Raw genomic sequence first — 23,370 nt, 5'->3', positions numbered from 1 at the left:
GCGACACTCACCAAGGCTCGACAGGGGGAACAGGATGAACGACGGTGCATTCACGCTGAAACATGCCGATCTTCCGGCGCTCGACCGGGTGGGCCTGCGTCTGCCGGGGCTCTTGCAGACGGGCAGGCTGGCCGCCGGATCGCGGATCGAAGGGCCGACCTCGATCATCTGCACGGTGGCGCAGGGGGCCTTCATCGACATCGGCGCGTTCTGCAACCTCAGCGGCGGGACGATCAACAACGTTCGTTTCGGGCGCTATTGCTCGATCGCGTCGGGCGTGGTGATCGGGATGCACGAACATCCGACCGACTGGCTGACGACCTCTCGGACCGCGTATTTCCCGCAGGTGAACGGCTGGCGCGATCTGGTTGCGCCGCATCGCGCCGAGGAGGTGCGGCGCGGCCTGCGGCCTTTCAAGAGCAGTTGTCCGATCACCGAGATCGGCCACGACGTCTGGATCGGCCAGGGCGCGTTCGTCAAATCGGGCGTGACGATCGGAACCGGATCGGTCATCGGCGCACGGGCCGTGGTGCTGCGCGACGTGCCGCCCTATTCCATCGTGGTGGGAACGCCGGGACGGGTCGTGCGGTCCCGTTTTCCCGAACCGGTGGTTCGGCGTCTGCTGGCCCTGCAATGGTGGCGCTATTCCATCTTTGACCTGTTCTCGGCACCGTTGGATGACATCGCGGCCACGCTGGACCGGGTCGAGGAAATGGCTGCGGCCGGGCAGGTCGTGGCCTATGACGGGCCTGTCGTGACCGCCGATCGCCTGCGCGATCCCCAAGGACTGGCGGCCGATCTGGCGGCGCGCTTTACGGTGATATTGGCGCAGGCCAGCTGACCGGAAACCGGACAAGATCGCGTCGCGATCCGGCCTTGCAGGCATCGTCCAGGCGGATCCGCACCAGATACAGCCGGAAATCGTCGTCCACGGTTTCGAAATTGTCCGACGCGCTGTCGGGATCCAGCAGGGACGGATAGGCAAAGGCCGTATCCGTCCCGCAGTCGCGTCGCCACAGCAGCGGCACCGCCAGCAACAGGCGCGGCCGGGTCCAGCGGATCAGGTCGGTCGAGGTCATCCACCAGATCCCCGTGCGCGGGACGCCATCGGGACCGCGCAGGGTCGCCGGGGTGACGGCCACATGCACATCCGTTCCAGCTCGTCGCACGACCGAGGAGATCGTGCTGGTGATACCGGGAACGGGCGCGCAGACATGCCGTGCCGGATCGACAGGGGCATCCCAATAAGGGTCGGCAAAGGAAACCCCGAAACCTTGGCCGTTCCAGGCCCGCCAGTCGTCAGGGCCGCCATCGACCGGACGCCGGATCAGACAGGCGCCCCGACGCTGGGGCGGCGCGCTTTCGGCAAAGACGAAGGCATACAGGTAACCGTCGCGGCGAATGATGTTGCTGGTGTTGAAATAGCCCCGGCGGCGGATCTGCGTCGCCGCATAGGGCATCGGCAGGGCCGCCACCAGCGATGCGCCGTCCGGCTGTGGGGCAAGGTCCGGTCCCGACAGTTCGACAATGCTGTTCCACCAGCAGGCCGCATAGACCCCCGCGACGCAGCGCCCCGGCCTTTCGTGGCCGTGATATTCCACATGCGCCAGCGCGATGATCCTGCCCGAGGGCAAGCGATAGGGGGATGCGATCCAGGTCCGGTCGTCAAAGGCGCCGGGCGCGTCGTTTCCCGCGCCCTCATGGATGATCCGGCAATCCCGGCGCAGGGTGTCCAGCGTCGCGCCCCGGCTGACGCGGGTCCGTTCCGCGCCCGCCAGAAGCGCGATCCCCTGCCCGTCGCGCCAGGCGCGGGCGGGACTGTCGGGGCCGTCCCGGATGGCGCAGCGGTCGTCGGCCCAGTCGAATGCCGTCTGTGGGGGACCGGTCACGACCGGCTGGGCGGCGGCCATCGCCGGCAAAAGGCACAGCAAGGCATGGCGAAGCATCGCGGATATTTCCACCGCCATAAACCCGATCTTAAGGGTACGGTCCCTATCTGTTCCGCCAGGGCCGCATCGTTTCAGGGATTGCAGGATGACAGACCAGACACCGATTTCGCAAGCCGTCCGGGAACCGCGGCTTTACGGCGTGGTCGATGTGCTGCGCAGCGACCGCGTGGCGGGCTGGGTGATCGATCGCACCGATCCCGGCCGCTGCGCCATCGTCGAGGTGCGGCGCGAGGGGCGGCTGGCGGGAACCGCGGCCGCCAACCGGCCGCGCAAGGATCTGGAACGCCAGGCGGTGGGCACCGGTGCCTATGGCTTTGCCTTTGCTTTCGACCCCCCGCTGGAGGAGGGGATGGAGTTCACCGTGGCCGTCACGGCGCGGACCCACGACGGGGTGGAACTGACGCTGCAACCCGCCGCAGGCGCGGCAAAGGCCGCCCCGGCCGAAAAACGGGCGCTTGGCCGCATCCTGGCCGAATTGGCCCACCTGCGAACCGACATCGGCGCCCTGCGCCAGGATCTGGCCTTGGCCGAGGAACGCCGCGCCGACGCCCATGAACGGATGGAACGGGTGCAACTGCGGCTTGAACGCGGCATTTCGGCGACCGACGCGCCACAGGCGCGATCGTCCTGGTGGCTGGCAGGCGTCGCGGTGACGGGGGCCGCGATCGCAGTCGGATCGGTGGCTGTGGGGCTTTTTTCGCTGTAGGCGGGATAGGGCCGACCAATCCCGCAGGACGGGAAAGTTCCCCTTGACCTCGCGCAGCGAGGGTCCATCATGCCACGACCCAGCGAATGAGGCGAGGTATGACCAGCTTTCGTGTGAACGGCCGGGATCATGATCTGGATCTGGATCCCGACATGCCGCTGCTTTGGGTCTTGCGGGACGAATTGCGCCTGACGGGAACCAAGTTCGGCTGCGGCATCGCCCAATGCGGCGCCTGCACTGTCATGGTGGACGGAATGCCCCGGCGGTCCTGCGTCACCCCCATCGGCCAGATCGAGGGCAGCGAGGTGACGACCATCGAGGGGATGGACGGTTCCGAGGTGAAGGCCGTGCAGGCGGCATGGACGGCCATCGACGTTCCGCAATGCGGCTGGTGCCAGTCGGGCCAAATCCTGTCGGCGACCGCGTTGCTGCAACAGGTGCCCAGCCCCTCGGACGACGACATCGATAACGCGATGGCAGGCAACATCTGCCGCTGCGCCACCTATGTGCGGATCCGGCAGGCCATCCACGACGCCGCCCGGACGCTGGAGGGCTGACCATGGGGATTCTGACCACACGCCGCGGTTTCCTGGCGGGCGGCACCGGGCTGGTGCTGGCGCTGACTCTGCCGGTCGGGCGCGGCCGGGCGCAGATGACGGTGACCGGCCCCTTTGCCCCCAACGCCTTTGTGCGCATCGGGACCGACGATCTTGTCACCGTGACGATCAAGCACATCGAGATGGGGCAGGGGCCTTATACCGGCCTTGCCACCCTGGTGGCCGAGGAACTGGACGCCGACTGGGCGCAGATGCGGGCCGAGGCCGCGCCCGCCGACGATACGCTGTATGCCAACCTGGCCTTCGGAGCGCAGGGCACCGGCGGTTCGACCGCCATTGCCAACAGCTTCATGCAGATGCGCAAGGCCGGCGCCGCCGCGCGGGCCATGCTGGTGGCTGCCGCGGCCCAGGAATGGGACGTGCCCGCCAGCGAGATCACCGTCAAGGCGGGCGTGATCGCGCATTCGGGATCGGGGCGCAGCTCGGGCTTCGGCGCGCTGGCAAACGCCGCCGCCACCCAGCCGGTGCCCGAGGATCCGCCCGTCAAGGCGCAAGCCGACTTTGCCCTGATCGGCACGGACCGGCCAAAGTTGGATACCGTGTCGAAATCGAACGGCACCGCCCAGTTCACGATGGACGTCTATCGCGACGGGATGCTGACGGTGTTGGTCGCCCATCCGCCGAAATTCGGCGCCACGCTGGCGGGGGTCGATGACTCCGCCGCCCTGGCGGTCAAGGGCGTTCGGATGGTGCGCCCGATCCCGTCCGGCGTGGCCGTCTATGCGACCAACACCTATGCCGCGCTGAAGGGGCGCGATGCGCTGGTTCTGGACTGGGACGACAGCGCCGCCGAGACGCGCGGGACCGAGGACATGTTCGCCGCCTTTGCCGAAGCTGCCGCGCAGGGCGGGCAGACGGTCGAGGAGGAGGGCGATCTGGCGCCCCTGGACGCTGCCGCGACGGTGCTGTCCGCCGAATACCGCTTTCCCTATCTGGCCCACGCCCCGATGGAGCCCCTGGATGCCGTGATCGAGACGCGGGGCGGCAAGGCCGAGATGTGGTTCGGCAGCCAGTTCCCCAGCTTTGACCGTTTGGCCGTGGCCGAAGCCTTGGGCATCGCCCCCCCGGACGTTTCGATCAACGTCTTGCTGGCGGGGGGATCCTTCGGCCGCCGGGCCCAAGGATCGGCCCATCTGGCGGTCGAGGCCGCCGAGGTCGCCAAGGCTGCCGGGCGCGACGGCACCTTCAAGCTGGTCTGGACGCGAGAGGACGATCTGCGCGGCGGGTATTACCGCCCGATGACCGTTCATCGCCTGCGGGCCGGGCTGGATGCCGACGGAAAGATCGTCGGCTGGGAAAACGTTGTCGCCAACCAGTCGATCCTGGCCGGCACCCCGATGGAAGGGATGCTGCAAGGCGGTCCCGACAACACCTCGTTCGAAGGCTCGACCGGGCTGCCGTATCGCTTTGCCGCGCGGCGCATCGGCTGGGCCGCGATGGAAAGCCCGGTCAGCGTTTTGTGGTGGCGGTCGGTCGGCCATACGCATACCGCCTATGCCGTGGAAACCTTTCTGGACGAGGTGCTGGAGGCCGCGGGCCAGGATCCGGTCCAGGGGCGCCTTGATCTGCTGGCCGCCGAATCCACGCGCGAACGCGCCGTGATCGAGGAAGCGGCCCGGATGGCGGGCTGGCAAGGCCGTCGGCGCGATGGCAAGGGCTATGGCATCGCTTATGCCAAGAGCTTCGGCAGCTATGTGGCCCAGGTGGCCGAGGTCGAGGATCGCAGCGGCATCCCCCATGTCACCCGCGTCTGGTGCGCCATCGATTGCGGCATCGCGGTCAACCCCAACGTGATCCGCGCGCAGATGGAGGGCGGCATCGGCTATGGCCTGGGCACGGCCCTGCACAGCCGCATCACGCTTGCCCCCGGTGGCGGCATCGAACAGTCGAACTTTCACGACTATCGGATGCTGCGGATCAATGAGATGCCCGCGGTCGAGGTGTCGATCATCGCCAGCGACCAGGATCCCACCGGCGTCGGCGAACCCGGCGTGCCGCCCATCGCCCCCGCCATGGCGAATGCCTGGCGCGCGCTGACCGGGCAAAAGCAGTACCAGTTGCCCTTCCTTGGCGGAGCGATGGCATGACATTCCTGAAATTGGCCGCGACCGTCTGGTTGTGCGGCGCTCTTCCCCTGTGGGCGCAGGACAGTGCCGTCACGATCAGCCCGCCTGCCGCCTTTGACGGGATTGCCGACGATGCTGAACGGTCGGCCGCGCTGTTCACGGAAATGGGCAAGGTTCTGACCAGTCCCCGCTGCCTGAACTGCCACCCCGTGACCGGCGGGCCGACCCAGGGCGACGACATGCAGCCCCACAACCCGCCCGTGGTTCGGGGCGATGCCGATTTCGGCGCGCCGGGCATGACCTGCAACACATGCCACGGTCCAAAGAATGTCGAACTGACCACGGCGCAGGGCAGCATTCCCGGTCATGAACCCTGGTCGCTGGCGCCGGTCAGCATGGGCTGGGTCGGCCTGTCGCTGGGGGAAATCTGTTCCCAGATCAAGGATCCCGAACGCAACGGCGGCAAGACGCTCGAGGAGCTGTACGAACACAACGCCCATGACGGGCTTGTCGGCTGGGGCTGGGATCCGGGCGAGGGCCGCACCCCCGCCCCCGGCACCCAGGAACTGTTCGGCCAGCTGACCCGCGCCTGGATCGACACGGGCGCCGCCTGCCCGGCCTGAGGAAACGCCCGGTCATCGACGGCGGCTGTGCCCAAGTGCCCATTGAACGCCCCTATCGGCCCGGCTAGCCTGTCGGCGAACCGATGGAGGCACCGATGAACACACCGCAAAGCTGGGAAGCCCGCGCCGACGCATATTCGCTGTATGGCTTTACCGACCTGCCCAGCGTCCAGAAGCGCGGCGCGGTGGTGCTGACCCATGGCGAGGGGCCGTATGTCGTCGACGTGAACGGCAACCGTTACCTGGATGCCAATTCGGGCCTGTGGAACATGGTCGCGGGCTTCGACCACAAGGGTCTGGCGGATGCCGCCAAGGCGCAATACGACCGCTTTCCAGGCTATCACGCCTTTTTCGGGCGCATGTCCGACCAGACGGTGATGCTGTCCGAAAAGCTGGTCGAGGTGTCGCCGTTCGAGCGCGGCAAGGTGTTCTATACCAATTCCGGATCCGAGGCGAACGACACCATGGTCAAGATGCTGTGGTTCCTGCACGCCAGCGAGGGCAACCCGCAGAAACGCAAGATCCTGACCCGCTGGAACGCCTATCACGGCGTCACGGTGGTTTCGGCGTCGATGACCGGCAAGCCCTATAACGAGGTCTTCGGCCTGCCCCTGCCGGGCTTCATCCACCTGACCTGCCCGCATTACTGGCGTTACGGCGCAGAGGGCGAGACCGAGGCGCAGTTCACCGCCCGCCTGGCGCAGGAACTGGAGGACACCATCCTGCGCGAGGGCGCTGATACCATCGCCGGGTTCTTTGCCGAACCCGTGCAGGGGGCAGGGGGCGTCATTCCGCCGTCCGGGGGCTATTTCCAGGCGGTGCTGCCGATTTTGAGGAAATACGGCATTCCCATGATCTCGGACGAAGTGATCTGCGGGTTCGGGCGCACCGGCAATACCTGGGGCTGCCAGACCTATGATTTCATGCCCGACGCGATCATCAGTTCCAAGAACCTGACCGCCGGGCTGTTCCCGATGGGCGCGGTGATCCTGGGGCCGGACCTGACCGACCGGCTTCAAGCGGCGATCGACCGGATCGAGGAATTTCCTCATGGCTTTACCGCGTCGGGCCATCCGGTCGGCTGCGCCATCGCGCTGAAGGCCATCGACGTGGTGATGAACGAAGGTCTGGCCGACAACGTGCGGCGGCTGGCCCCGCGCCTGGAATCCGGGCTGCGCGGAATCATGGAACGGTCCGATCATATCGGCGAATTGCGTGGCGTGGGTTTCATGTGGGCTTTGGAGGCGATGCGCGACAAGGCCACCAGGACGCCCTTCGACGCCAGTCTGTCGGTCAGCGAACGCATCGCGAATGCCTGCACCGACCTAGGCCTGATCTGCCGCCCGCTGGGCCAGTCCATCGTGCTGTGCCCGCCTTTCATCCTGACCGAGGATCAGATGGACGAGATCTTCGACAAGCTGGAACGGGCGCTGCGAACGGTCTTTGCCGAGGTGGCCTGACCCCTAGCGCCCCGCCAGCTTGCGCTCGATATAGTCGCGCAGTTCCTCGATCTCGGTGCGGCTGTCGCGCAGGCCCCGCATTGCCGTCTCCAATTCGGCTTCGGTGGCGGCCAGGCGCCCGGACAGGTCTGCATCGCGGTCCTTCAGCGCGCCGACCGCGATGTCGCGTTCGCGTTCCGCCTGATGAAGACGGCGCGCCATTCCGTCCAGATCGGCCGGGCCGGGCCGGGTCAGCCGCCCGACCAGCCAGCAGGCGAACCAGCCCAGCAGAAACGCCGCAAACAGCACGAGCGTGGCGGCGGTGATGAATTCGGTGCGATTCATGGGGGTCCGGTTCCGATCTGCGGGGCGGGCGCGCCGGCCTCGTCCGGGCGGGCCAAGGGGCGGGGAGTGTCGGGGGTCGGGGCCTGGACGGGCAGCCTGATGCTTTCCTCGCGTTCGTCCAGCGTCTGAAAGACCTCGCTGACGCCGACCGTGGCGGGGGCGGTCGGGCCGGTGCTGGCCTGGGGCAGGGCCGGGCCGAACATCTGCGGCACGGCGGGCGCCGGGGCCGGCTGGATGGGGCCGATCAGGGCGGGCGCGGGTGGCAAGGGTGCGACGGGTTCGGCCGTTACCCCTGTCCGCGTGACGGGCGCGGGCAGGGGATCGGACCGCACGGGATGATCGGACAGAAGGCGGAATTCGATGCGGCGGTTTTCCTCGCGCCCTTCGTCGGTCTCGTTGGTGGCGATGGGCTGGCTTTCGCCATAGCCGCGCGCGGTCATGTTGGCGGTGTCGATGCCCGCGTCCGTCATGGCGGCGACCAGGGCCTGCGCCCGGCCGCGCGACAGATCGGCGTTGAAGCGTTCTGATCCTTGGGCGTCGGTATGGCCGCCCGCCTCGATCTGGAAATTGGCGCATTCGGCCATGGTGGTGGCCAGACGGTCCAGCGTGGGGCCGGGATCGCCCGCAATGGCGGATTTCGACGGCTCGAACCCGATTTCGGATTCCGACATCACGATGTTCAGCCGCCGCACGCATTCCGCGCCGTCGGGCAGGTTCAACGCCGTGTCCAGCCTGCGGTCGTACCGGATCGCCAGTTCATAGGCCGCGCCGGGGCCAAGCCGTTCGGACAGCCGGGCCGCCGCCGTTTCGGTGGCCGCGGGATCGCCCGAGGTTCCGGTCACGCGGATCAGATCCGGCGTCACCTGCACACTGCCCGAACGCAGCGTATCCAGGGCCTCGATGGCGCCGATGATGCGGACCGTCCAGCCGCGGGGGACCGAGGGATCGTTCGTCAGGCTGCCCTGCACGGTCGGAAAGCGCGCCCGGACAAGGCTGTCCACCGTGTCGCGCATCCGGTCGTCACTGATCGGCCCCTGCATGTCCAGGATCCGCGCATCCGACAACGTGGCGGTGAATTCCATCGGCGCCTGATTGGCGCCGCCTGGGGCCGGTTCCAGTTCGGATTGCAGGGAAAAAGGCCGAGGAAGCGAGGGCTGCAACCGGGCGACCGCGGCGTCGAAGGCGGCTTTGTCCACCGTTGCCGGGGCGCTCAGCGACACGTCCGCGTCCGACAGCGTGACCGACCCGCGGCCCAGGGCGGCCACGGCCTTGATCGCGGCGACCGCCGCCTCGGACCAGTCGGGCGACGGACTACCAAGACCCAACGTGCAGGCGGGAACATTGACGGCCCCGGCCTCCATCGCGGCGGCGACGATCCGGTCGCGGCCTTCAGCGGTATCCGCCGCGCAGGCTTCGAACCGCACGCCCCAGTCGTCGGCCACGAAGCGCAGCGCAAAGGGTGTGATGACCGGGCGGGGGGCCGAGATTTCCGTCGTCAGCGTCACGCCATCGGGCAGCGTGTCCCGCAATGCGGATTCCAGGCGGCCCTTTTCGTCGGCATCGTCGGCGATGGCGGAAACCGCCACGCTGCCCGGCCGGATCGAGATCTTGGCCCGTGGCGCCAACCGGGCCGCACGCAACCCGAATTGCAGCGCGGCATTCCATTGGCCGGGCACGGGATAATCGGCCGATTCCAGCAGGTCGGCGATCTGCGGCGCGGCGGTTTCGTCCCGCAGCGCCCGGACCAGCCCTGCCCGGTCGGTTTCTGTCGGAACCAGTCCGATCAGCGATATGCCCTGATCGTTGCGCAGCAGTTCCACCGAAAAGTCGGGCGGCGTCATCGCCTGGGCGGAAACGACGGTCATCCGGTCCACCAGCCGGGACGGATCGACGACGGTGCCTGCTTGGGTCAGGGCGCGGAAACGCTCGACCTCGGACGGGGCCATGCCGGACAGGCCGACCTGAAGGCCGTCCGTGGTCACGCCGACCCAATCCTGGTTTGACGCCTCCAATGCCTGCTGCACATCGTCGCGCGACTGCCGTTCGATGTGGTCGGCGACGGTCTGGGCGCCAAGCCAGCACAATCCGCCCGCGGCGGTCAGAACGACAATCGAGGCAATGGGCGACAAAAGCCGGCGGAATGACGCCATGGACACGACCTTGGGCTGTTTCCTAAGCGCCCGATCTAGCCGCAGGACTGCTTTTTCGCAATCAGGCCAGCCCGGCCAAGGCAAGAAACAGCGCAAGGATCAGCCCCGCGTCGCGGTTCGACCGGAACAGGCGCAGGCAGGCAGCGCCCTGTTCGGGCTGGAAATTTCGCAGTTGCCAGACCAGATGCGCGGCAAATCCCGCCAGCCCGGCAAAGCCGATCAACAGATTGCGACCCGTCAGCGCGATGGCCGCGGCCAGCAGCAAGACGGTCAGCGCCGCAAAGCCCGCCAGGATGCGCGGGCTGTTTGCGCCAAACAGCCGGGCCGTGGATTTCACCCCGATCAGGGCGTCGTCCTCGACATCCTGATGGGCATAGATGGTGTCGTAGAAGATCGTCCAACTGATCCCCGCCAGCCACGCCACCACCAGCACCGCGTCCAGCCGCCCCATATGCGCGGCATAGGCCAGCATCGCGCCCCAATTGAAGGCCAGCCCCAGAAACACCTGCGGCCACCAGGTGAACCGCTTGGCAAAGGGATAGATCGCGACCAGGGCCAGCGAAGCGACCCCCATCCCGATCGCCGCCCGGTCCAGCGTCACCAGGATGGCAAGGCCCAGCAGGCATTGCGCCACAAGCCAGACATAAGCCCCGCGCAGCGTCACCTGACCCGAGGGCAGGGGCCGCGACCGGGTGCGCGCCACCTTGTCGTCGATGTCGCGGTCGGTGATGTCGTTCCAGGTGCAGCCCGCCCCGCGCATCACCAGGGCGCCGATGGCGCAGGCGGCGGCGATCCACAGATCCGCCCATCGGGGGGCGTCCGCCATCATCGCCAGACCGATCCCCCACCAGCAGGGCAGCAGCAAAAGCCATGTCCCGATCGGCCGGTCCGCGCGGGACAGGCGCAGCCACGGCCTCCAGGCCGGGGGCGCAAGGTTGTCCACCCAGTTTCCCTTTGGCGCGTCGATGACGGCCTCTGGCCTTTGCGTCCGGCTTTGCATAGCGTCTGGCCCATGGTGGCAAGGATCCGGCTGTTCATAGATCACCCGCTGGCCGCGGGACAACCCGTCCCGCTGAATGGACCGCAGGCCCATTACCTGTCGGGCGTGATGCGCCTTGGGCCGGGCGATCCGGTCGAGGTCTTCAACGGTCGCGAGGGCGCCTGGTCCGCGCGCATCGCCGATGTGACCAGGCGCGGCGGGGCGCTGGATGTTCTGGCGCCATCGACCCCACAGCGCGACCCGCCCGACCTGTGGCTGGTCTTTGCGCCCATCAAGAAGGCGCGCACCGATTTCATCGTCGAAAAGGCGGCCGAGATGGGGGCCGCGCGCATCCTGCCGGTGCAGACCAATCACACCAACGCCGAACGCATCCGCCGGGACCGTTTGCAAGCCCATGCCGTCGAGGCCGCCGAACAGTGCAACGGCACCTTTGTCCCCGCCGTGGACGATCTGATGCCGCTGTCGCGCCTGCTGGACGGCTGGGATGGCACCCGCCGCATCCTGTGGGCGGACGAGGCGATGGCCGGCCCGGCGCAAACGCTTGCGGGCCTGCGACGCGGCCCTTGGGCGATCCTGATCGGTCCCGAGGGCGGCTTTTCCGATGCCGAGCGTGCGCGGCTGTCGGCCCTGCCCTTCGTGAGTCGCATCGGCCTGGGACCGCGGATCCTGCGCGCCGACACGGCTGCCGTCGCGGCACTTGCGCTGTGGCAGGCGGCCTTGGGGGATTGGCGGGACGGTTCGGTCTGATCGCGGCATTCCACGGTCAGAAAGCGACACCATGCGGCGCGTGCCCCGTTGGAAATCTGCACGGTGCGCATAGCCGCCTTGACCGGGCGATCGCTACTCTTTCACGGATGCCCGATCTATATCCTGTCGCATGAAGGCATTGCCCGATGGTCGGGCACTTCTGAAACGGGTGAACACGATGTCGACGATTGAAATGAACCGCGGCCTGGCTGTTGGGGGCATTGGCAATGTCGTTGCGAACTTGATCTCGATGCTGTCCGCGTGGAACGATGCCCGCGTGACGCGCCGGGAACTGAGCCGCTTGTCGGATCGCGAGCTGGACGATATCGGTCTGTGCCGCGGCGACATCCAAGCGGTTGCACGCAGCTTCTGAGCCAAGGCCACAGGGCCATGATGGACGAACCCCCGATGCGGATGCAGAGGGGGTTTTTTCATGTCCGCCGCCGGGCACGAAAAAAGGCGGCAACCGTGGTCGCCGCCCTCTGAAACCATCCGGGCCTGAAATCAGGCCAAGGAAAGGTTGGTGGCCGATTCGCGGCCGTCGCGGCCACGTTCGACATCAAAGGTCACGGCCTGGCCGTCCTTGATTTCGCGAAGGCCGGCGCGTTCAACCGCCGAGATGTGCAAGAACACGTCCTTGGTGCCATGCTCGGGCTGGATAAAGCCGAAACCCTTGGTGGCGTTGAACCATTTCACGGTGCCGTTGGCCATCGTGATACACTCCTGTCATTGACGCCATCCGCGACATGCGATGGCTGTGGCTCAGTGTCGTCGAAAGAACATCTGAAGCCGCGAGGAGACAGAAGGTCGAAAGAAGAACAATAGCCACCCTCAATTAACGAATTGCGGCGGGTTTTTCAAGCCCGCCATTCACGGGTCGTTCCGGCGCGCCAAGGTCAGCGCCGTCCAGTCGGTCAGATCGTCGCGGCGATCCAGTGCAAACCCTTGGGCCGCGTAAACGTCCATCACCTCATCGGCCTGGGTGGTCAGGATGCCAGAGAGGACCACCTTGCCGCCGGGCATCACCTTTGCGCCCATCTGCGGGGCAAGGTCGATCAGCGGCTGCTTCAGGATGTTGGCCAGCACCAGGTCGTAAGGGGCGCCATCGTCCAGGGCGGGATGGTCAAAACCCGCGGCCTCGACGCAAACGACGCGACCGTCCAGCCCATTGGCGATAACATTCGCCGCCGCCGTGTCCACCGCCACCGCATCGATGTCGCCGGCAAGCACCGTCGTGACCGGCCACAGCCGGGCCGCGGCCATTGCCAGAACGGCGGTGCCGCACCCGATATCGACAATGCGCCGTGGCTGGAATCCCAGCGTTTCCAGGCGATCCAGGGCCTCGAGGCAACCTTTGGTCGTGTTGTGGTGGCCGGTGCCAAAGGCCATCGCGGCCTCGATGCACAAAGCCTCGACCCCATCGGGCACGGTGTCTGCGTCGTGGCTGCCATGCACAAGGAATCGTCCGGCCCGCACCGGGGTCAGTTCGCGCCGGACATGGGCCACCCAATCCACATCCGGCAGTTCGGATACGGCAAAGGGATTGGCGCCGTAAGCCGCCGCCAGCAGCGCCAGGGCGATGTCGTCGGGTCTGTCGGTGAAATAGGCCCCGACCTCCCAGCGACCGGACCCGTCCTCGATCTCGAAGACGCCGGTGCCGACGGGTTCGGGGTCCAGATCCTCGCACGCCTCGGCCAGGGCTTCGGCGGCATCGCGGCCATGGGTGTGGGTCAGCGCGGAAAAGGTCGTCATCAAATCGGATCCGGGTTGGGCATCGATGCCTCTATGCCCGTGCCCTTCAGGCCGCAATAACCGTCGGGATTCTTTTCCAGATACTGCTGGTGCGCGTCATGGGCGGGCCAGAACCGGCCGGGTCCGACGATCTGGGTGGTGATCTTGCCGAAGCCGCCGACCGCCAACCGGTTGTCGTAATCGATCTTCGACGCCTCGGCCGCCGAATGCTGGCTGTCGTTCAGGGCCATGATGAGGCTGCGATACTGGCTGCCAACATCGTTGCCCTGCCGGTCGCCCTGGGTCGGATCGTGGTTTTCCCAGAACAATTGCAGCAGGTGGTCATAGCTGATCTTGGAACTGTCAAAGACGATCCGCACGACCTCGGCATGGCCGGTCGTGCCGGTCTTGACCTGATCGTAGGTCGGGTTTTCGGTCGCGCCTCCGGCGAAGCCCACCTGGGTCAGCCAGACGCCGTTCTGTTTCCAGAACAGCCGTTCCACCCCCCAATAGCATCCCATCCCGAAGATCGCCTGGTCAAGGCCGTGCGGGACGGGTTCGTCCATGGGCCGGTTGAAGATCGCATGTGTGGTCATGATGGCATCCTTATGGTCCTGGGCCACGAACGCAAAAGCGCGGGGCGGGGTTCGATGTCAGCCGCGCGGATGGGCCGCATGATAGACGGCCATCAGATGCGCGTCATCGACGCCGGTATAGACCTGCGTGGTGGACAGGCTGGCGTGGCCCAGCAGCTCCTGGATGGTGCGCAGGTCGCCCCCCGCCGCCAGCAGGTGCGTGGCAAAGGAATGGCGCAGCGCGTGCGGCGTGGCCGTCGGCGGCAGGCCGAGGGCCGCGCGGGCGCTGCGCATTGTCGCATCCACGACCCCTGCCGCCAGACGACCCCCGCGAACGCCGCGAAACAGCGGCTGGTCGGGGGCCGCCTGCCAAGGACAGTGGCGCAGGTATTCGCCCACCGCCGCGCGCGCCACGGGCAGCACGGGCACGCGGCGCTGCCGTCCGCCCTTGCCGGTGATGGTCAGGCTGTCGGGAAAGGGCCAGTCGGCACCGTCCAGCCCCAACGCTTCGGAGATGCGCAGCCCGCAGCCCCACAGCAGCATCAGCACCGCCGCGTCGCGGGCGGCGACCCAGGGCGTATCGTGGCCCACGGCCACCAGATCCAGCGTGGTTCGGGCCTGATCGGGCGTCAGCGGACGGGGCAGGGACCGGGTGTATTTCGGGCTGCGCGTGGACAGGGCGGCGGACAGGTCATGCCCTTCGCGATCCGAGATCCATCGCAGAAAGCTGCGCACCGCCGACTGCCGCCGCGCCAGCGACCGCGCGCCCAGGCCGCGTGCCCGTTCCGCGGCGGCGAATGCGCGCATGTCGGTCTGGCGCAGGCCAGCCAGCGACGCGGGGGTGGCGGCCTGCCCGTGATGGCCGCCCAGAAAGGCCAGAAAGGCCAGAAGATCGCCGCGATAGGCGGTGACGGTATGGTCGGATCGGTCGCGGGTCGCGGCCTCGACCTCCAGCCAGCGGGCCAGGGCATCGGCCATCACGGGGGCCAATGCCAAAGGAGTCATCCGCGCAGCCGCGACAGCAGCACCAGGCGAAAGACCTGGGCAAAGAACCGCAACAGGTCGGTGCCGTGTGCGGGCATGAAGCGGGACGTGTCGGCGCTGCCCATCAGCAGCATGGCCCGCGGACGGCGGGCGCCCAGGTCGATGGGCAGCAGCGCCTCGGAGGCGATGGCGCGGCCATGCATGATCCGCGTGACGGGCGATGCCGGACGCAGCACGATGTCGTCGCCGCGCGGCGTGCGCCGCCCCGCCGCCACGATTCGGCCGATGGCGCCTTCGGGCACCATCACGGCATCTTCCGGCAGGCCGGGGATGGCGGGGTCGGGTTCGACCACCAGACGCAGCGTCTCGATGCGCAACAGCGGCGCGATGTCGGATTGCAGGCTGTTCACCAGATCCGCCAGATCGGCCGATTCCAGCAGGCCGATCACCGCGCGGTGGATGACCGCCATGCCCGACTGGTTGTCAAAGGCCGCCGAGATGACGCTTTCATGCTGGGTTTCCAGCCGGTCGAGCCTTGTCTCCAACGCCTCCATCGCGCGGCCGCGGATGTCGATGACATTGGCGCCGACCTCGGCCTCGCGGGCGGCCACAAGCGCCCGCATCAGGTCGCGGTCGGCCAGGATGACGCCGGGATCGGCCAGCAGCCTGTCGCGGGTTTCCGAATCCAGAATCGCCTGCTGTTCCGCCGTCATGCCTGTCCCCTTGATTGTTCAGCCGATCTTCTGACCGGTCTTGGCCCAATCGGCAGTGAACTGCTCCAGCCCCTTGTCCGTCAAGATGTGCTTGGCCATCGACGTGATGACGGCGGGAGGTGCGGTAATTACGTCAGCACCGATCTTGGCCACCTCGATGATGTGATTGACCGACCGGATGGATGCGGCAAGGATCTGGGTCTCATAACCATAGTTGTCATAGATCTCGCGGATGTCGGCGATCAGGTCCGCGCCGTCCAGGTGGATGTCGTCCAGGCGCCCGATGAAGGGGCTGATGAAGGTCGCGCCCGCCTTGGCCGCAAGGATCGCCTGCGCGGGCGAGAAGCACAGCGTCACGTTGACCATGTGGCCGTCGTCGGCAAAGGCGCGGCAGGCCTTCAGCCCGTCCCAGGTCAGCGGCACCTTGATCGCGATGTTCTTGGCGATCTTGGCCAGATGGCGGCCTTCGCGGATCATGTCCTCGGCCTTTTCGGCCACGACCTCGGCGCTGACCGGGCCGCTGACCATGGCGCAGATTTCGGCGGTCACTTCCTCGATGTTGCGGCCGGCTTTCAGGATCAGCGACGGGTTGGTGGTCACGCCATCGACCATGCCCAGATCGTTCAGTTCGCGGATGGCGTTCACATCGGCGGTATCAAGGAAAAATTTCATGACCTGGCTCCCACAAGCGGTTCGTGTGGGTGATAGCGCAAAACGGTATCAGCCGAAAGGGGCAGGCGGGCCTTGCAACCGCGCGCGGGGCTGCTTTAGTCGGCGCGATGACATCCCCGCCCGCCTTCTTTCCAGCATCCGCCCGCATCGGCGTCCTGACGGTCGAGCCGGTGGGCGTGCTGGATTACCTGGCGCCCGAGGGCGGCGTGGCGCAGGGCCGACTGGTGCTGGTGCCGCTGGGTCCGCGCCGGGTCATGGGCCTGGTCTGGGGGCCGGGCCTGGGCGATTTCGACCTGGCCAAGCTGCGTCCCGTCGCGCGGGTTCTGGACGCCGAACCCTTCGATGCGCGGTTTCTGGATTTCCTGACCCGCGCGGCCGATTACACCCTGACGCCGCTGCCCCTGATGCTGCGGATGGCGACGCGGGCGCCCGACCTGGACCAGCCCCCCGCCGCCCGCAGGGTGATCGTGCCGGGCGGGGCGCCCCCGTCGCGCATGACCGAGGCACGGGACAGGGTGATGCAGGTCGTGGCCGATCACGGCGGGGCCAGCTTTGCCGCGTCGGAACTGGCGCAACTGGCCGGGGTGGGGACGGCGGTGGTCAAGGGTCTGGTCGCGGCGGGGACATTGGCCGAGGTTCAGGCCCCGCGCGATCTGCCCTATCCCCGGCTGGATCCCGCCCGCCCCGGCAAGCCGCTGGACGCCGCGCAGCAGGCGGCGGCGGATGCGCTGCGCGATGCCGTCCGGTCGGGCGCCTATGGCACAACCCTGCTGCGCGGCGTCACTGGATCGGGCAAGACCGAGGTGTATCTGGAAGCCGTCGCCGAATGCCTGGCGCGCGGTCGGCAGGCGCTGGTGCTGCTGCCGGAAATCGCGCTGTCGGCCGAATTCATCGACCGGGTCGAGGCGCGGTTCGGCGCGCGCCCCGGCGAATGGCACAGCGGCATCACCCGGACCGAACGCCGCCGGTTGTGGCACATGGCCGGGCGGGGCGAGGTGGGCCTGGTCGTCGGCGCCAGGTCCGCCCTGTTCCTGCCGTTCCGCGACCTGGGCCTGATCGTCGTCGATGAGGAACACGACAGCAGCTACAAGCAGGAAGACGTGGTTTATTACAATGCCCGCGACATGGCGGTGCTGCGCGCGTCCATCAACGGGGCGCAGGTGGTGCTGGCATCCGCCACGCCGTCCGTCGAAAGCTGGGTGAACGCGGCCAGCGGCAAATACCGGCGGCTGGATCTGCGGTCGCGCTATGGTGCGGCCGAACTGCCCGACATGGCCGCCATCGACCTGCGGGCCGAGGAGATGACTTCGGGCCGCTGGATCTCGCCCACGCTGGCGGGCGCGGTCACATCGCGGCTTGCCAAGGGGGAACAGTCGCTGTTGTTCCTGAACCGGCGCGGATTCGCCCCGGTCACGGTCTGCCGGGCCTGCGGCGAACAGATCGGCTGCCATCAATGCGATGCGCGGATGGTCGAACATCGTTTCCAGAACCGGCTGGTCTGCCACCAATGCGGCGAGACGCGCCCCATCCCGCTGGCCTGCCCGTCCTGCAAGGTCGAGGGCAAGCTGGCCCCCATCGGTCCCGGCGTCGAACGCATCGCCGAGGAGGTGGCGGCCCGTTTCCCCGACGCCAAGGCCACGGTGCTGTCGTCCGACCTGTTCCAGTCCGCCCGCGCGCTGAAGGACACCATCGCCGAGATCGCCAATGGCGATACGCAGATCATCATCGGCACGCAGATTGTCGCCAAGGGCCACAACTTTCCCCGCCTGACGCTGGTGGGCGTCATCGACGCCGACCTTGGCCTGCAAGGCGCCGACCTGCGCGCGGCGGAACGGTCCTTTCAGCTGATGCGCCAGGTCGCGGGCCGGGCGGGGCGGTTGTCGGGCACGGCGCCGGGGGTGGCGCTGCTGCAAACCCACCAGCCCGACCATCCGGTGATCCGCGCGATCCTGGGGGGCGAGGACGAGGCCTTCTGGAACGCCGAGGCCGCAGGTCGGCAGGCCAACGGGATGCCGCCGTTCGGAAGGCTGGCGGGGATCATCCTGTCCCATCCCGACCTGGGGGTGGTCAGCGATTTTGCCCGCCACCTTGCCGCCCATGCAGGGCCGCTGGACCAAGCGGGGGCGCAGCTGTGGGGTCCGGCGCCCGCGCCCATCGCGCGCATCCGGGGCCGTCACCGGATGCGGATGCTGGTCCACGCCCCGCGCCAGGCGCCGGTGCAGGCCGCCATCGCCGCTTGGCTGGCTCCGCACAAGCCGCCGACAAACCTGCGGCTGTCGGTGGACATCGACCCGCAGAGTTTCCTGTAGGGCCACGGGAGGGCTGGGCGGCCCGTCAGTTCCGCAACACGATGCAGCGCCCGCCCAGCCGTTTGAACCGGTTGCAAAAGGCGGCCGCCTCGCGCTTGCTGTCCCACCCGACCTGGGCGGTATAGACGGCACGCGGCATTCCGGTGATGCGCTTGCGGACATATCCCACCTGCTTGTCGCCCAGGATCGGGCGCAGGCTGCGGTTCAGGCGGGCGACTTGTTGAAGGGCACCCGACTGGCTGGGATGGCTGGCCACGATCACGCCCCAGGGAAAGACCGGGGGCTGGGTGATGAAGTCGCGCAGGCGGCGGTCGCCCGCCAGCTTCTCGCAGGCGGGGCGGAAGGCCATGTCGGGATTGAGCGCCAGTTTCAGATCGTCCGCGCCGGGCGGGTTGTCGCGCCAGCGCCGCGCCTCGAACCCGGTGATGGAGGCGACGTAATCCTGGGTTTCGTAAGGCAACCCGCCGTTCTGGCCGACAAAGCGCGCGGCGCGGTTTTCCCCGCCGTTATAGGCGACCGCGGCCAGGCCGATGTTGCCGAACAGGTCGGACAGATGCCGCAGATACCAGGCCGACTTGTGGATCGCCTGCGCCGGGTTGAACGGATCGTGCAGGCCGTACAGGTCGGCCGTGCCCGGCATGAACTGGGCGATGCCCAATGCGCCCGCGGGGCTGATGGCGCCCGGCTCGAACCGGCTTTCCTTCCACAGCAGGCGGGCCAGGAAATTCGGGTCCAACCCGCGTTCGGACGCATTGCGTTCGATCAGCTTGCAGACATCGGCGGCGTAATGGTCGCGGCGGACGCAATCGCGCCCGTCGTCCGTGCAGCGCAGGCTGTCCGACTGGCGGACCGGCGGACGCCCTGCGATGGCATCGACCGCCGGAAACGCCTGTGCCGCAGGCACGCTGGCCACCGCCAGCACCAGCCGGAACACCGTCGGCAGAAGAACCCGCAGCCGCATCATGCCCTGACCGGGATCATGCGTCGTCAGCGCGCTTAGCCTTGGCCTTGTCCTTGGCTTTCCGCGCGGATTTGGCGTCATTCCCGGCACTGGCCTTGCGGGCCGCCTTGTCGGCCTGCCGCGCGGCCTTTTCCGCCTCTTTGGCGGCTTTCTTTTCAGCCTTGCGCGCCGCCTTGAGGGCGTCCTTCGCCGCCTGTTTCGCGGCCTTGCGCTCTGTCTTGCGCGCGGCCTTGGCATCGTCCCTGGGCGCCGTGGACGCCGGGGCGGGGGTTGCAGACGCAGGGGCATCGGCCCCATGCTTCGCGGCGGCAGGCTGGATTTTGGGGGCGGCCGCCGGCCTGTCCTCGTCCGGCTTGGCGGTGGCCTTGCCGCCCGCCTTGGCCACGCGGCGCGATCCGGTGCGCAGGTCGGGCTTGCGAACCTCGGCCTTTTCGCGTCCGGCAGGCTTGCGCGCGGGCGAGGCCGGGGCACGTTTGGCGGCCTTCGGTGCGGCCGCCGGCTTCGCAGCCGGGGCATCGGGTTCCCCGGCGGATCCGGCCTGCGGGGCGCGCTTGCGCCTGCGCCGTTCGTTGCGGGCGCGGCGCAGCGCGTTCGCCAACAGTCCGCGCGCCGAAACCTGACCGTCCTGCGCCACCGTCTCCGCCTGCGGAACCGCGGCTTCCAGGCTTGCGATCAATCCTGACAAGGCGTCGTCATCCAGACCGGCAAGGGCCTGGCCGCGGCTGTGATCGGTCAAGGCCCTTTGTTCGGCGGTCAGGATCTGCTGTTCCAGCCTGGAGTAGTTGGGCATCGCTGTTTCCTTGGCGCGGCCTGATTTCGCGCCGGATGGTGAAAGAGTTTTTCGGGTTTTGCAAACGGAAAGGCCCCGGTCGATGCCGGGGCCGATCCTGTCCGAACGGACCGGGCGTCCTACTGGACGGCGCTTTCCACCGGCGACATCGTCGTGACGACCGGCGCGCTGGCCGGGGTCGAAACGGTCGTTACCGCATAGGGATCGGTGACTTGGGCAGGCATCGACGCCGCGGCGGCGGCGGTGGCCGGTGCCTGGCCCGCCGGAACGACATAGCCTTCGGGCGTTTCCGACATCGGGCCTTCCATGCGGACGCTTTCGGCCTGGCTGCGGACCACGACCGTCGTGCCGTTTTCCACCTGGTCGAACAGGTCCATGACATCCTGGTTGAACATCCGGATGCAGCCGGCCGAGGTCGCCTTGCCGATAGACGACGGATCCATCGTGCCGTGAATCCGGTAATAGGTGTCGCGCCCGCCTTCATAGAGATACAGCGCCCGCGATCCCAGCGGGTTGTGCATCCCGCCCGACAGCCCGTCCGAGAATTGGGCATACAGGTCTGGCTGCGTGCGGATCATGTTGTCGGTCGGGCGCCAGCTTGGCCAGGTGGCCTTGCGTGCGATGGTGGCGGTTCCCGCATACCCGGTTCCCGCCCGGCCCACCGCCACGCCATAACGCATCGCCTGCCCGCCGGGCTGGACGTGGTACAGCACACGCGCATAGGGATCGACCACGATCGTGCCCGGCGCCTCGGTGCCGTTATAGGCGACCTGCTGGCGCTGGTTGCGTTCGGTCAGATAGGCCGCCCGGACGGCGGGGATCTGAAGCGGTTCTCCGTCCGGGCCGGTATCCATCCGGGCCTGATAGGTTTCGGGCACCGTGGGGCTGGCCAACGTGATCGGCCCCTGGCTGCTTCCACATGCGGCAAGCCCCAGGGCCATCGCCGTGAACAGGGTAACAAGACGCATCGTCATCTTCCTTCATAGCATACGGCGGCTCGAACGGTTCCGAAGCCGGCAGCGTGTAAAATTTCGTTCCTGATCGCACCCGGTGGCAGTTCCGGGGTGATTCGCGCTAGGTTCATCAGCCTGTCACAGGCCCCTGCCGTCAAGCCTTGCGGCTGGGTGCGGCGGATAGCAATCCTTGCGTTGTGGCGAAAGGGCGGCAGTCCGTTCAAGATTGGCTGACGATGGAACAAATTGTCGTTTGTTTCGGTTGCGCCGTCGCAGGATCGAGACGCAAAGGCATCGATCCGTTCCACCGGTTGCCCCCCGTCTCCACCGGTTGCCCCCCGTCGTCCGGCTGGCTAGGCTGGTGTCCGAAGCCGAAAGCGACACAGTTCCCGTGACCGATCCCACAGCCTCCCGTCCCGCCGCCGCCTCTGCCCTTGGTCCGTTCCGATACCCCGATTTCCGCCTCTTGTGGAGTGCGACGCTGGTGTCGAATTTCGGCGGACTGGTCCAGGCGGTGGGCGCGGCCTGGCTGATGACCCAGCTGACCGACAGCGCCACGCTGATCGCGCTGGTGCAGGCGTCGAACACCCTGCCGATCATGCTGCTGGCGCTGGCCTCGGGCGCCTTGGCCGACATCTTCGACCGCAAGACGATCCTGCTGTTCGCTCAATGCTTCATGGCGGCCGTGTCGCTGGCCCTTGCGGTCGTGGCCTGGCAGGGCTGGCTGACGCCCTGGCTGCTTTTGGGATTCACCTTTCTGATCGGGGCGGGGCAGGCGCTGTACAACCCGCCCTGGCAGGCCAGCATGGGCGATCTGGTGCCCCGCGCCGACCTGCCCGCCGCCGTGACGCTGAATTCGGTGGGCTTCAACCTGATGCGCAGCGTCGGCCCGGCGGCGGGCGGGTTCATCGTTGCCGGTTTCGGCGCGGCGGCGGCGTTCGCGGTGAACGCCGCCAGCTACATCCCCCTGCTTGGCGCCTTGGCCCGCTGGCGCCCCCGGACCGCCCCCCGGACCGCCCCGCCCGAGGCGTTCCTGCCCGCTGTCGCCGCGGGCCTACGCTATGTGCTGCTGTCGCCCAACCTGATAAAGGTGATCGGGCGCGGCGCGCTGTTCGGCTTTGCCGCCGTGTCGGTGCTGGCGCTGCTGCCCTTGGTGGCCAAGTCGTATCCCGAGGGCGGGTCGATGCTGTTCGGCGGCCTGCTGGGCTGTTACGGCATCGGCGCCATCGCCGGGGCGGCGCTGAATCCGCGCATCCGGGCGCGGTTCGACAATGAAAACATCGTTCGCATGGCCTTTGCCGGGTTCGCCGTATCCGCCGTCATCCTGGGCCAGACGGACAGCATCTGGCTGCATGCCCTGGCGCTGCTGCCCGCGGGCGCGTCCTGGGTGCTGGCGCTGTCGCTGTTCAACGTGACGGTCCAGCTTTCCACCCCCCGCTGGGTCGTGGCCCGTGGGCTGGCGCTGTATCAGACGGCGACATTCGGCGGCATGGCGGCGGGGTCCTGGGTCTGGGGCGGCGTGGCGGGCGCTTATGGCTTGGGGACCGCGCTGACGGCGGCGGGCGCGGTGCTGGCGGGGGGGGCCGTCATCGGCGTCTGGTTCAAGGCGCCCGAATTCGGGACCGCCGATCTGGATCCCGCCAACCGGTTCCGGGAACCGGCGCTGCGGCTGGATCTGCGCGGACGGTCGGGACCGATCATGGTGATGGTCGATTACCGGATCGCGCAAAGGGACACGGCGGAATTCCTGCGCCTGATGCGGCTGCGCCGCAACATCCGCCGCCGCGACGGGGCGCGGAACTGGGCCTTGCTGCGCGACCTGGAACATCCCGACCTGTGGTCCGAAAGCTATCACATCGCCACCTGGGACGAATATGTCCGCCACAATCTGCGCCGCACCAAATCCGACGCGGAAACCACCGTCGCCCTGCGCGCCCTGCACCGGGGCGAGGGTGATCCGCTGGTGCACCGCATGATCGAACGCCACAGCGTCGGCCCCGAAGACGACCTGCCCCTGATCGGCAAGATGGAGGTTTGACA

General features: G+C 67.8%; 22 protein-coding genes and 1 pseudogene. 10 read left to right on the top strand and 13 right to left on the bottom strand.

Annotation, left to right across the window (positions count from 1 at the left end):
- The first annotated feature begins 34 nt into the window (after nucleotides 1-34).
- Nucleotides 35-841, top strand: coding sequence for a CatB-related O-acetyltransferase (locus CHB77_RS18770; protein ID WP_089387521.1), 807 nt, complete (start codon nucleotides 35-37; stop codon nucleotides 839-841).
- On the opposite strand, the gene CHB77_RS07365 is transcribed toward CHB77_RS18770, so the two are convergent.
- Nucleotides 813-1,946: a hypothetical protein gene (locus tag CHB77_RS07365; protein ID WP_131023326.1), complete on the bottom strand. Its 1,134-nt coding sequence runs from the start codon at nucleotides 1,944-1,946 to the stop codon at nucleotides 813-815. The genes CHB77_RS18770 and CHB77_RS07365 overlap by 29 nt on opposite strands.
- Nucleotides 1,947-2,034: 88 nt before the next feature.
- On the opposite strand from CHB77_RS07365, the gene CHB77_RS07360 reads away from it, so the two are divergent.
- The 5 genes from CHB77_RS07360 (at nucleotide 2,035) to CHB77_RS07340 (ending at nucleotide 7,421) form a co-directional block, all read left to right on the top strand.
- The gene (locus tag CHB77_RS07360; protein ID WP_089387519.1) at nucleotides 2,035-2,655 is read left to right on the top strand and encodes a hypothetical protein; all 621 of its coding nucleotides are present in this window, start codon (nucleotides 2,035-2,037) and stop codon (nucleotides 2,653-2,655) included.
- A 98-nt stretch (nucleotides 2,656-2,753) separates the two neighbouring features.
- Entirely contained in the window at nucleotides 2,754-3,212 is a 459-nt protein-coding gene (locus CHB77_RS07355) for a (2Fe-2S)-binding protein (protein WP_089387518.1), read from the top strand.
- A 2-nt stretch (nucleotides 3,213-3,214) separates the two neighbouring features.
- A complete protein-coding gene (locus tag CHB77_RS07350) occupies nucleotides 3,215-5,359 on the top strand; it encodes a xanthine dehydrogenase family protein molybdopterin-binding subunit (RefSeq protein ID WP_089387517.1) in 2,145 nt (714 codons plus the stop codon).
- Nucleotides 5,356-5,961: an Isoquinoline 1-oxidoreductase subunit gene (locus CHB77_RS07345; protein WP_089387516.1), complete on the top strand. Its 606-nt coding sequence runs from the start codon at nucleotides 5,356-5,358 to the stop codon at nucleotides 5,959-5,961. Before CHB77_RS07350 ends, CHB77_RS07345 begins: the two co-directional genes overlap by 4 nt.
- Nucleotides 5,962-6,056: 95 nt before the next feature.
- A complete protein-coding gene (locus CHB77_RS07340; RefSeq protein WP_089387515.1) occupies nucleotides 6,057-7,421 on the top strand; it encodes an aminotransferase in 1,365 nt (454 codons plus the stop codon).
- A 3-nt stretch (nucleotides 7,422-7,424) separates the two neighbouring features.
- Here the strand turns inward: CHB77_RS07340 and CHB77_RS07335 are convergent, their stop codons facing one another.
- From CHB77_RS07335 to ubiA, 3 genes are all read right to left on the bottom strand, one after another.
- Nucleotides 7,425-7,745, bottom strand: coding sequence for a hypothetical protein (locus CHB77_RS07335; RefSeq protein ID WP_089387514.1), 321 nt, complete (start codon nucleotides 7,743-7,745; stop codon nucleotides 7,425-7,427).
- A complete protein-coding gene (locus CHB77_RS07330) occupies nucleotides 7,742-9,895 on the bottom strand; it encodes an OmpA family protein (protein WP_089387513.1) in 2,154 nt (717 codons plus the stop codon). Before CHB77_RS07330 ends, CHB77_RS07335 begins: the two co-directional genes overlap by 4 nt.
- Before the next feature lie 61 nt (nucleotides 9,896-9,956).
- Nucleotides 9,957-10,895, bottom strand: a complete 939-nt coding sequence (gene ubiA, locus CHB77_RS07325) for a 4-hydroxybenzoate octaprenyltransferase (RefSeq protein WP_089387512.1) — start codon at nucleotides 10,893-10,895, stop codon at nucleotides 9,957-9,959.
- A 12-nt stretch (nucleotides 10,896-10,907) separates the two neighbouring features.
- Between ubiA and CHB77_RS07320 the strand changes: the two genes are divergently transcribed.
- Nucleotides 10,908-11,642 (top strand): 16S rRNA (uracil(1498)-N(3))-methyltransferase, encoded by a 735-nt coding sequence (locus tag CHB77_RS07320; protein WP_176430316.1) that lies wholly within the window; start codon nucleotides 10,908-10,910, stop codon nucleotides 11,640-11,642.
- Nucleotides 11,643-11,820: 178 nt separating this feature from the next.
- Nucleotides 11,821-12,015, top strand: a complete 195-nt coding sequence (locus CHB77_RS07315; protein WP_089387626.1) for a DUF1127 domain-containing protein — start codon at nucleotides 11,821-11,823, stop codon at nucleotides 12,013-12,015.
- A gap of 131 nt (nucleotides 12,016-12,146) precedes the next feature.
- On the opposite strand, the gene CHB77_RS07310 is transcribed toward CHB77_RS07315, so the two are convergent.
- The 6 genes from CHB77_RS07310 to fsa form a co-directional block, all read right to left on the bottom strand.
- Nucleotides 12,147-12,353 (bottom strand): cold-shock protein, encoded by a 207-nt coding sequence (locus CHB77_RS07310; RefSeq protein WP_089387511.1) that lies wholly within the window; start codon nucleotides 12,351-12,353, stop codon nucleotides 12,147-12,149.
- 159 nt (nucleotides 12,354-12,512) lie between these two features.
- Complete coding sequence (locus tag CHB77_RS07305; RefSeq protein WP_089387510.1) at nucleotides 12,513-13,394, bottom strand: 50S ribosomal protein L11 methyltransferase; 882 nt, start codon at nucleotides 13,392-13,394, stop codon at nucleotides 12,513-12,515.
- A complete protein-coding gene (gene msrA, locus CHB77_RS07300; protein WP_089387509.1) occupies nucleotides 13,394-13,969 on the bottom strand; it encodes a peptide-methionine (S)-S-oxide reductase MsrA in 576 nt (191 codons plus the stop codon). Before msrA ends, CHB77_RS07305 begins: the two co-directional genes overlap by 1 nt.
- A 57-nt stretch (nucleotides 13,970-14,026) precedes the next feature.
- Nucleotides 14,027-14,953, bottom strand: coding sequence for a tyrosine recombinase XerC (locus tag CHB77_RS07295; protein ID WP_089387508.1), 927 nt, complete (start codon nucleotides 14,951-14,953; stop codon nucleotides 14,027-14,029).
- Nucleotides 14,950-15,645, bottom strand: coding sequence for a DUF484 family protein (locus CHB77_RS07290; protein ID WP_089387507.1), 696 nt, complete (start codon nucleotides 15,643-15,645; stop codon nucleotides 14,950-14,952). Before CHB77_RS07290 ends, CHB77_RS07295 begins: the two co-directional genes overlap by 4 nt.
- Before the next feature lie 18 nt (nucleotides 15,646-15,663).
- Nucleotides 15,664-16,317 carry a fructose-6-phosphate aldolase gene (fsa, locus tag CHB77_RS07285; protein ID WP_089387506.1) on the bottom strand — a complete coding sequence of 218 codons (654 nt, stop codon included), beginning with the start codon at nucleotides 16,315-16,317 and terminating at the stop codon, nucleotides 15,664-15,666.
- Between the two features lie 107 nt (nucleotides 16,318-16,424).
- Between fsa and CHB77_RS07280 the strand changes: the two genes are divergently transcribed.
- Nucleotides 16,425-18,626: a primosomal protein N' gene (locus CHB77_RS07280; protein WP_089387505.1), complete on the top strand. Its 2,202-nt coding sequence runs from the start codon at nucleotides 16,425-16,427 to the stop codon at nucleotides 18,624-18,626.
- A 469-nt stretch (nucleotides 18,627-19,095) separates the two neighbouring features.
- Here the strand turns inward: CHB77_RS07280 and CHB77_RS18875 are convergent.
- The 3 genes and pseudogenes from CHB77_RS18875 to CHB77_RS07265 all read right to left on the bottom strand — a co-directional run.
- Nucleotides 19,096-19,587 (bottom strand): annotated as a pseudogene (locus CHB77_RS18875) (lytic transglycosylase domain-containing protein); the annotation flags it as partial.
- Between the two features lie 16 nt (nucleotides 19,588-19,603).
- On the bottom strand, nucleotides 19,604-20,377 hold the full coding sequence (locus CHB77_RS07270) for a hypothetical protein (protein WP_089387504.1): 774 nt from the start codon (nucleotides 20,375-20,377) through the stop codon (nucleotides 19,604-19,606).
- A 119-nt stretch (nucleotides 20,378-20,496) separates the two neighbouring features.
- Nucleotides 20,497-21,345 (bottom strand): L,D-transpeptidase, encoded by an 849-nt coding sequence (locus tag CHB77_RS07265; protein ID WP_089387503.1) that lies wholly within the window; start codon nucleotides 21,343-21,345, stop codon nucleotides 20,497-20,499.
- Between the two features lie 376 nt (nucleotides 21,346-21,721).
- On the opposite strand from CHB77_RS07265, the gene CHB77_RS07260 reads away from it, so the two are divergent.
- On the top strand, nucleotides 21,722-23,368 hold the full coding sequence (locus CHB77_RS07260) for an MFS transporter (RefSeq protein WP_089387502.1): 1,647 nt from the start codon (nucleotides 21,722-21,724) through the stop codon (nucleotides 23,366-23,368).
- The last annotated feature ends 2 nt before the right edge of the window (nucleotides 23,369-23,370 follow it).

Origin of the sequence: Paracoccus sediminis (assembly GCF_900188295.1) — a bacterium.
In the GTDB taxonomy this organism is placed as follows: Bacteria; Pseudomonadota; Alphaproteobacteria; order Rhodobacterales; family Rhodobacteraceae; genus Paracoccus; species Paracoccus sediminis.
Note: the sequence above shows the minus strand (reverse complement) of the source record. Positions and strands in the feature narration are given on the sequence as shown.

What these genes read in the sequence shown, in the direction of transcription:
- CHB77_RS18770 (WP_089387521.1), top strand. Translation starts at nt 35, where the DNA reads ATGAACGACGGTGCATTCACGCTGAAACATGCCGATCTTCCGGCGCTC.
- CHB77_RS07365 (WP_131023326.1), bottom strand. Translation starts at nt 1,946, where the DNA reads ATGCTTCGCCATGCCTTGCTGTGCCTTTTGCCGGCGATGGCCGCCGCC.
- CHB77_RS07360 (WP_089387519.1), top strand. Translation starts at nt 2,035, where the DNA reads ATGACAGACCAGACACCGATTTCGCAAGCCGTCCGGGAACCGCGGCTT.
- CHB77_RS07355 (WP_089387518.1), top strand. Translation starts at nt 2,754, where the DNA reads ATGACCAGCTTTCGTGTGAACGGCCGGGATCATGATCTGGATCTGGAT.
- CHB77_RS07350 (WP_089387517.1), top strand. Translation starts at nt 3,215, where the DNA reads ATGGGGATTCTGACCACACGCCGCGGTTTCCTGGCGGGCGGCACCGGG.
- CHB77_RS07345 (WP_089387516.1), top strand. Translation starts at nt 5,356, where the DNA reads ATGACATTCCTGAAATTGGCCGCGACCGTCTGGTTGTGCGGCGCTCTT.
- CHB77_RS07340 (WP_089387515.1), top strand. Translation starts at nt 6,057, where the DNA reads ATGAACACACCGCAAAGCTGGGAAGCCCGCGCCGACGCATATTCGCTG.
- CHB77_RS07335 (WP_089387514.1), bottom strand. Translation starts at nt 7,745, where the DNA reads ATGAATCGCACCGAATTCATCACCGCCGCCACGCTCGTGCTGTTTGCG.
- CHB77_RS07330 (WP_089387513.1), bottom strand. Translation starts at nt 9,895, where the DNA reads ATGGCGTCATTCCGCCGGCTTTTGTCGCCCATTGCCTCGATTGTCGTT.
- ubiA (WP_089387512.1), bottom strand. Translation starts at nt 10,895, where the DNA reads ATGCAAAGCCGGACGCAAAGGCCAGAGGCCGTCATCGACGCGCCAAAG.
- CHB77_RS07320 (WP_176430316.1), top strand. Translation starts at nt 10,908, where the DNA reads ATGGTGGCAAGGATCCGGCTGTTCATAGATCACCCGCTGGCCGCGGGA.
- CHB77_RS07315 (WP_089387626.1), top strand. Translation starts at nt 11,821, where the DNA reads ATGTCGACGATTGAAATGAACCGCGGCCTGGCTGTTGGGGGCATTGGC.
- CHB77_RS07310 (WP_089387511.1), bottom strand. Translation starts at nt 12,353, where the DNA reads ATGGCCAACGGCACCGTGAAATGGTTCAACGCCACCAAGGGTTTCGGC.
- CHB77_RS07305 (WP_089387510.1), bottom strand. Translation starts at nt 13,394, where the DNA reads ATGACGACCTTTTCCGCGCTGACCCACACCCATGGCCGCGATGCCGCC.
- msrA (WP_089387509.1), bottom strand. Translation starts at nt 13,969, where the DNA reads ATGACCACACATGCGATCTTCAACCGGCCCATGGACGAACCCGTCCCG.
- CHB77_RS07295 (WP_089387508.1), bottom strand. Translation starts at nt 14,953, where the DNA reads ATGACTCCTTTGGCATTGGCCCCCGTGATGGCCGATGCCCTGGCCCGC.
- CHB77_RS07290 (WP_089387507.1), bottom strand. Translation starts at nt 15,645, where the DNA reads ATGACGGCGGAACAGCAGGCGATTCTGGATTCGGAAACCCGCGACAGG.
- fsa (WP_089387506.1), bottom strand. Translation starts at nt 16,317, where the DNA reads ATGAAATTTTTCCTTGATACCGCCGATGTGAACGCCATCCGCGAACTG.
- CHB77_RS07280 (WP_089387505.1), top strand. Translation starts at nt 16,425, where the DNA reads ATGACATCCCCGCCCGCCTTCTTTCCAGCATCCGCCCGCATCGGCGTC.
- CHB77_RS07270 (WP_089387504.1), bottom strand. Translation starts at nt 20,377, where the DNA reads ATGCCCAACTACTCCAGGCTGGAACAGCAGATCCTGACCGCCGAACAA.
- CHB77_RS07265 (WP_089387503.1), bottom strand. Translation starts at nt 21,345, where the DNA reads ATGCGTCTTGTTACCCTGTTCACGGCGATGGCCCTGGGGCTTGCCGCA.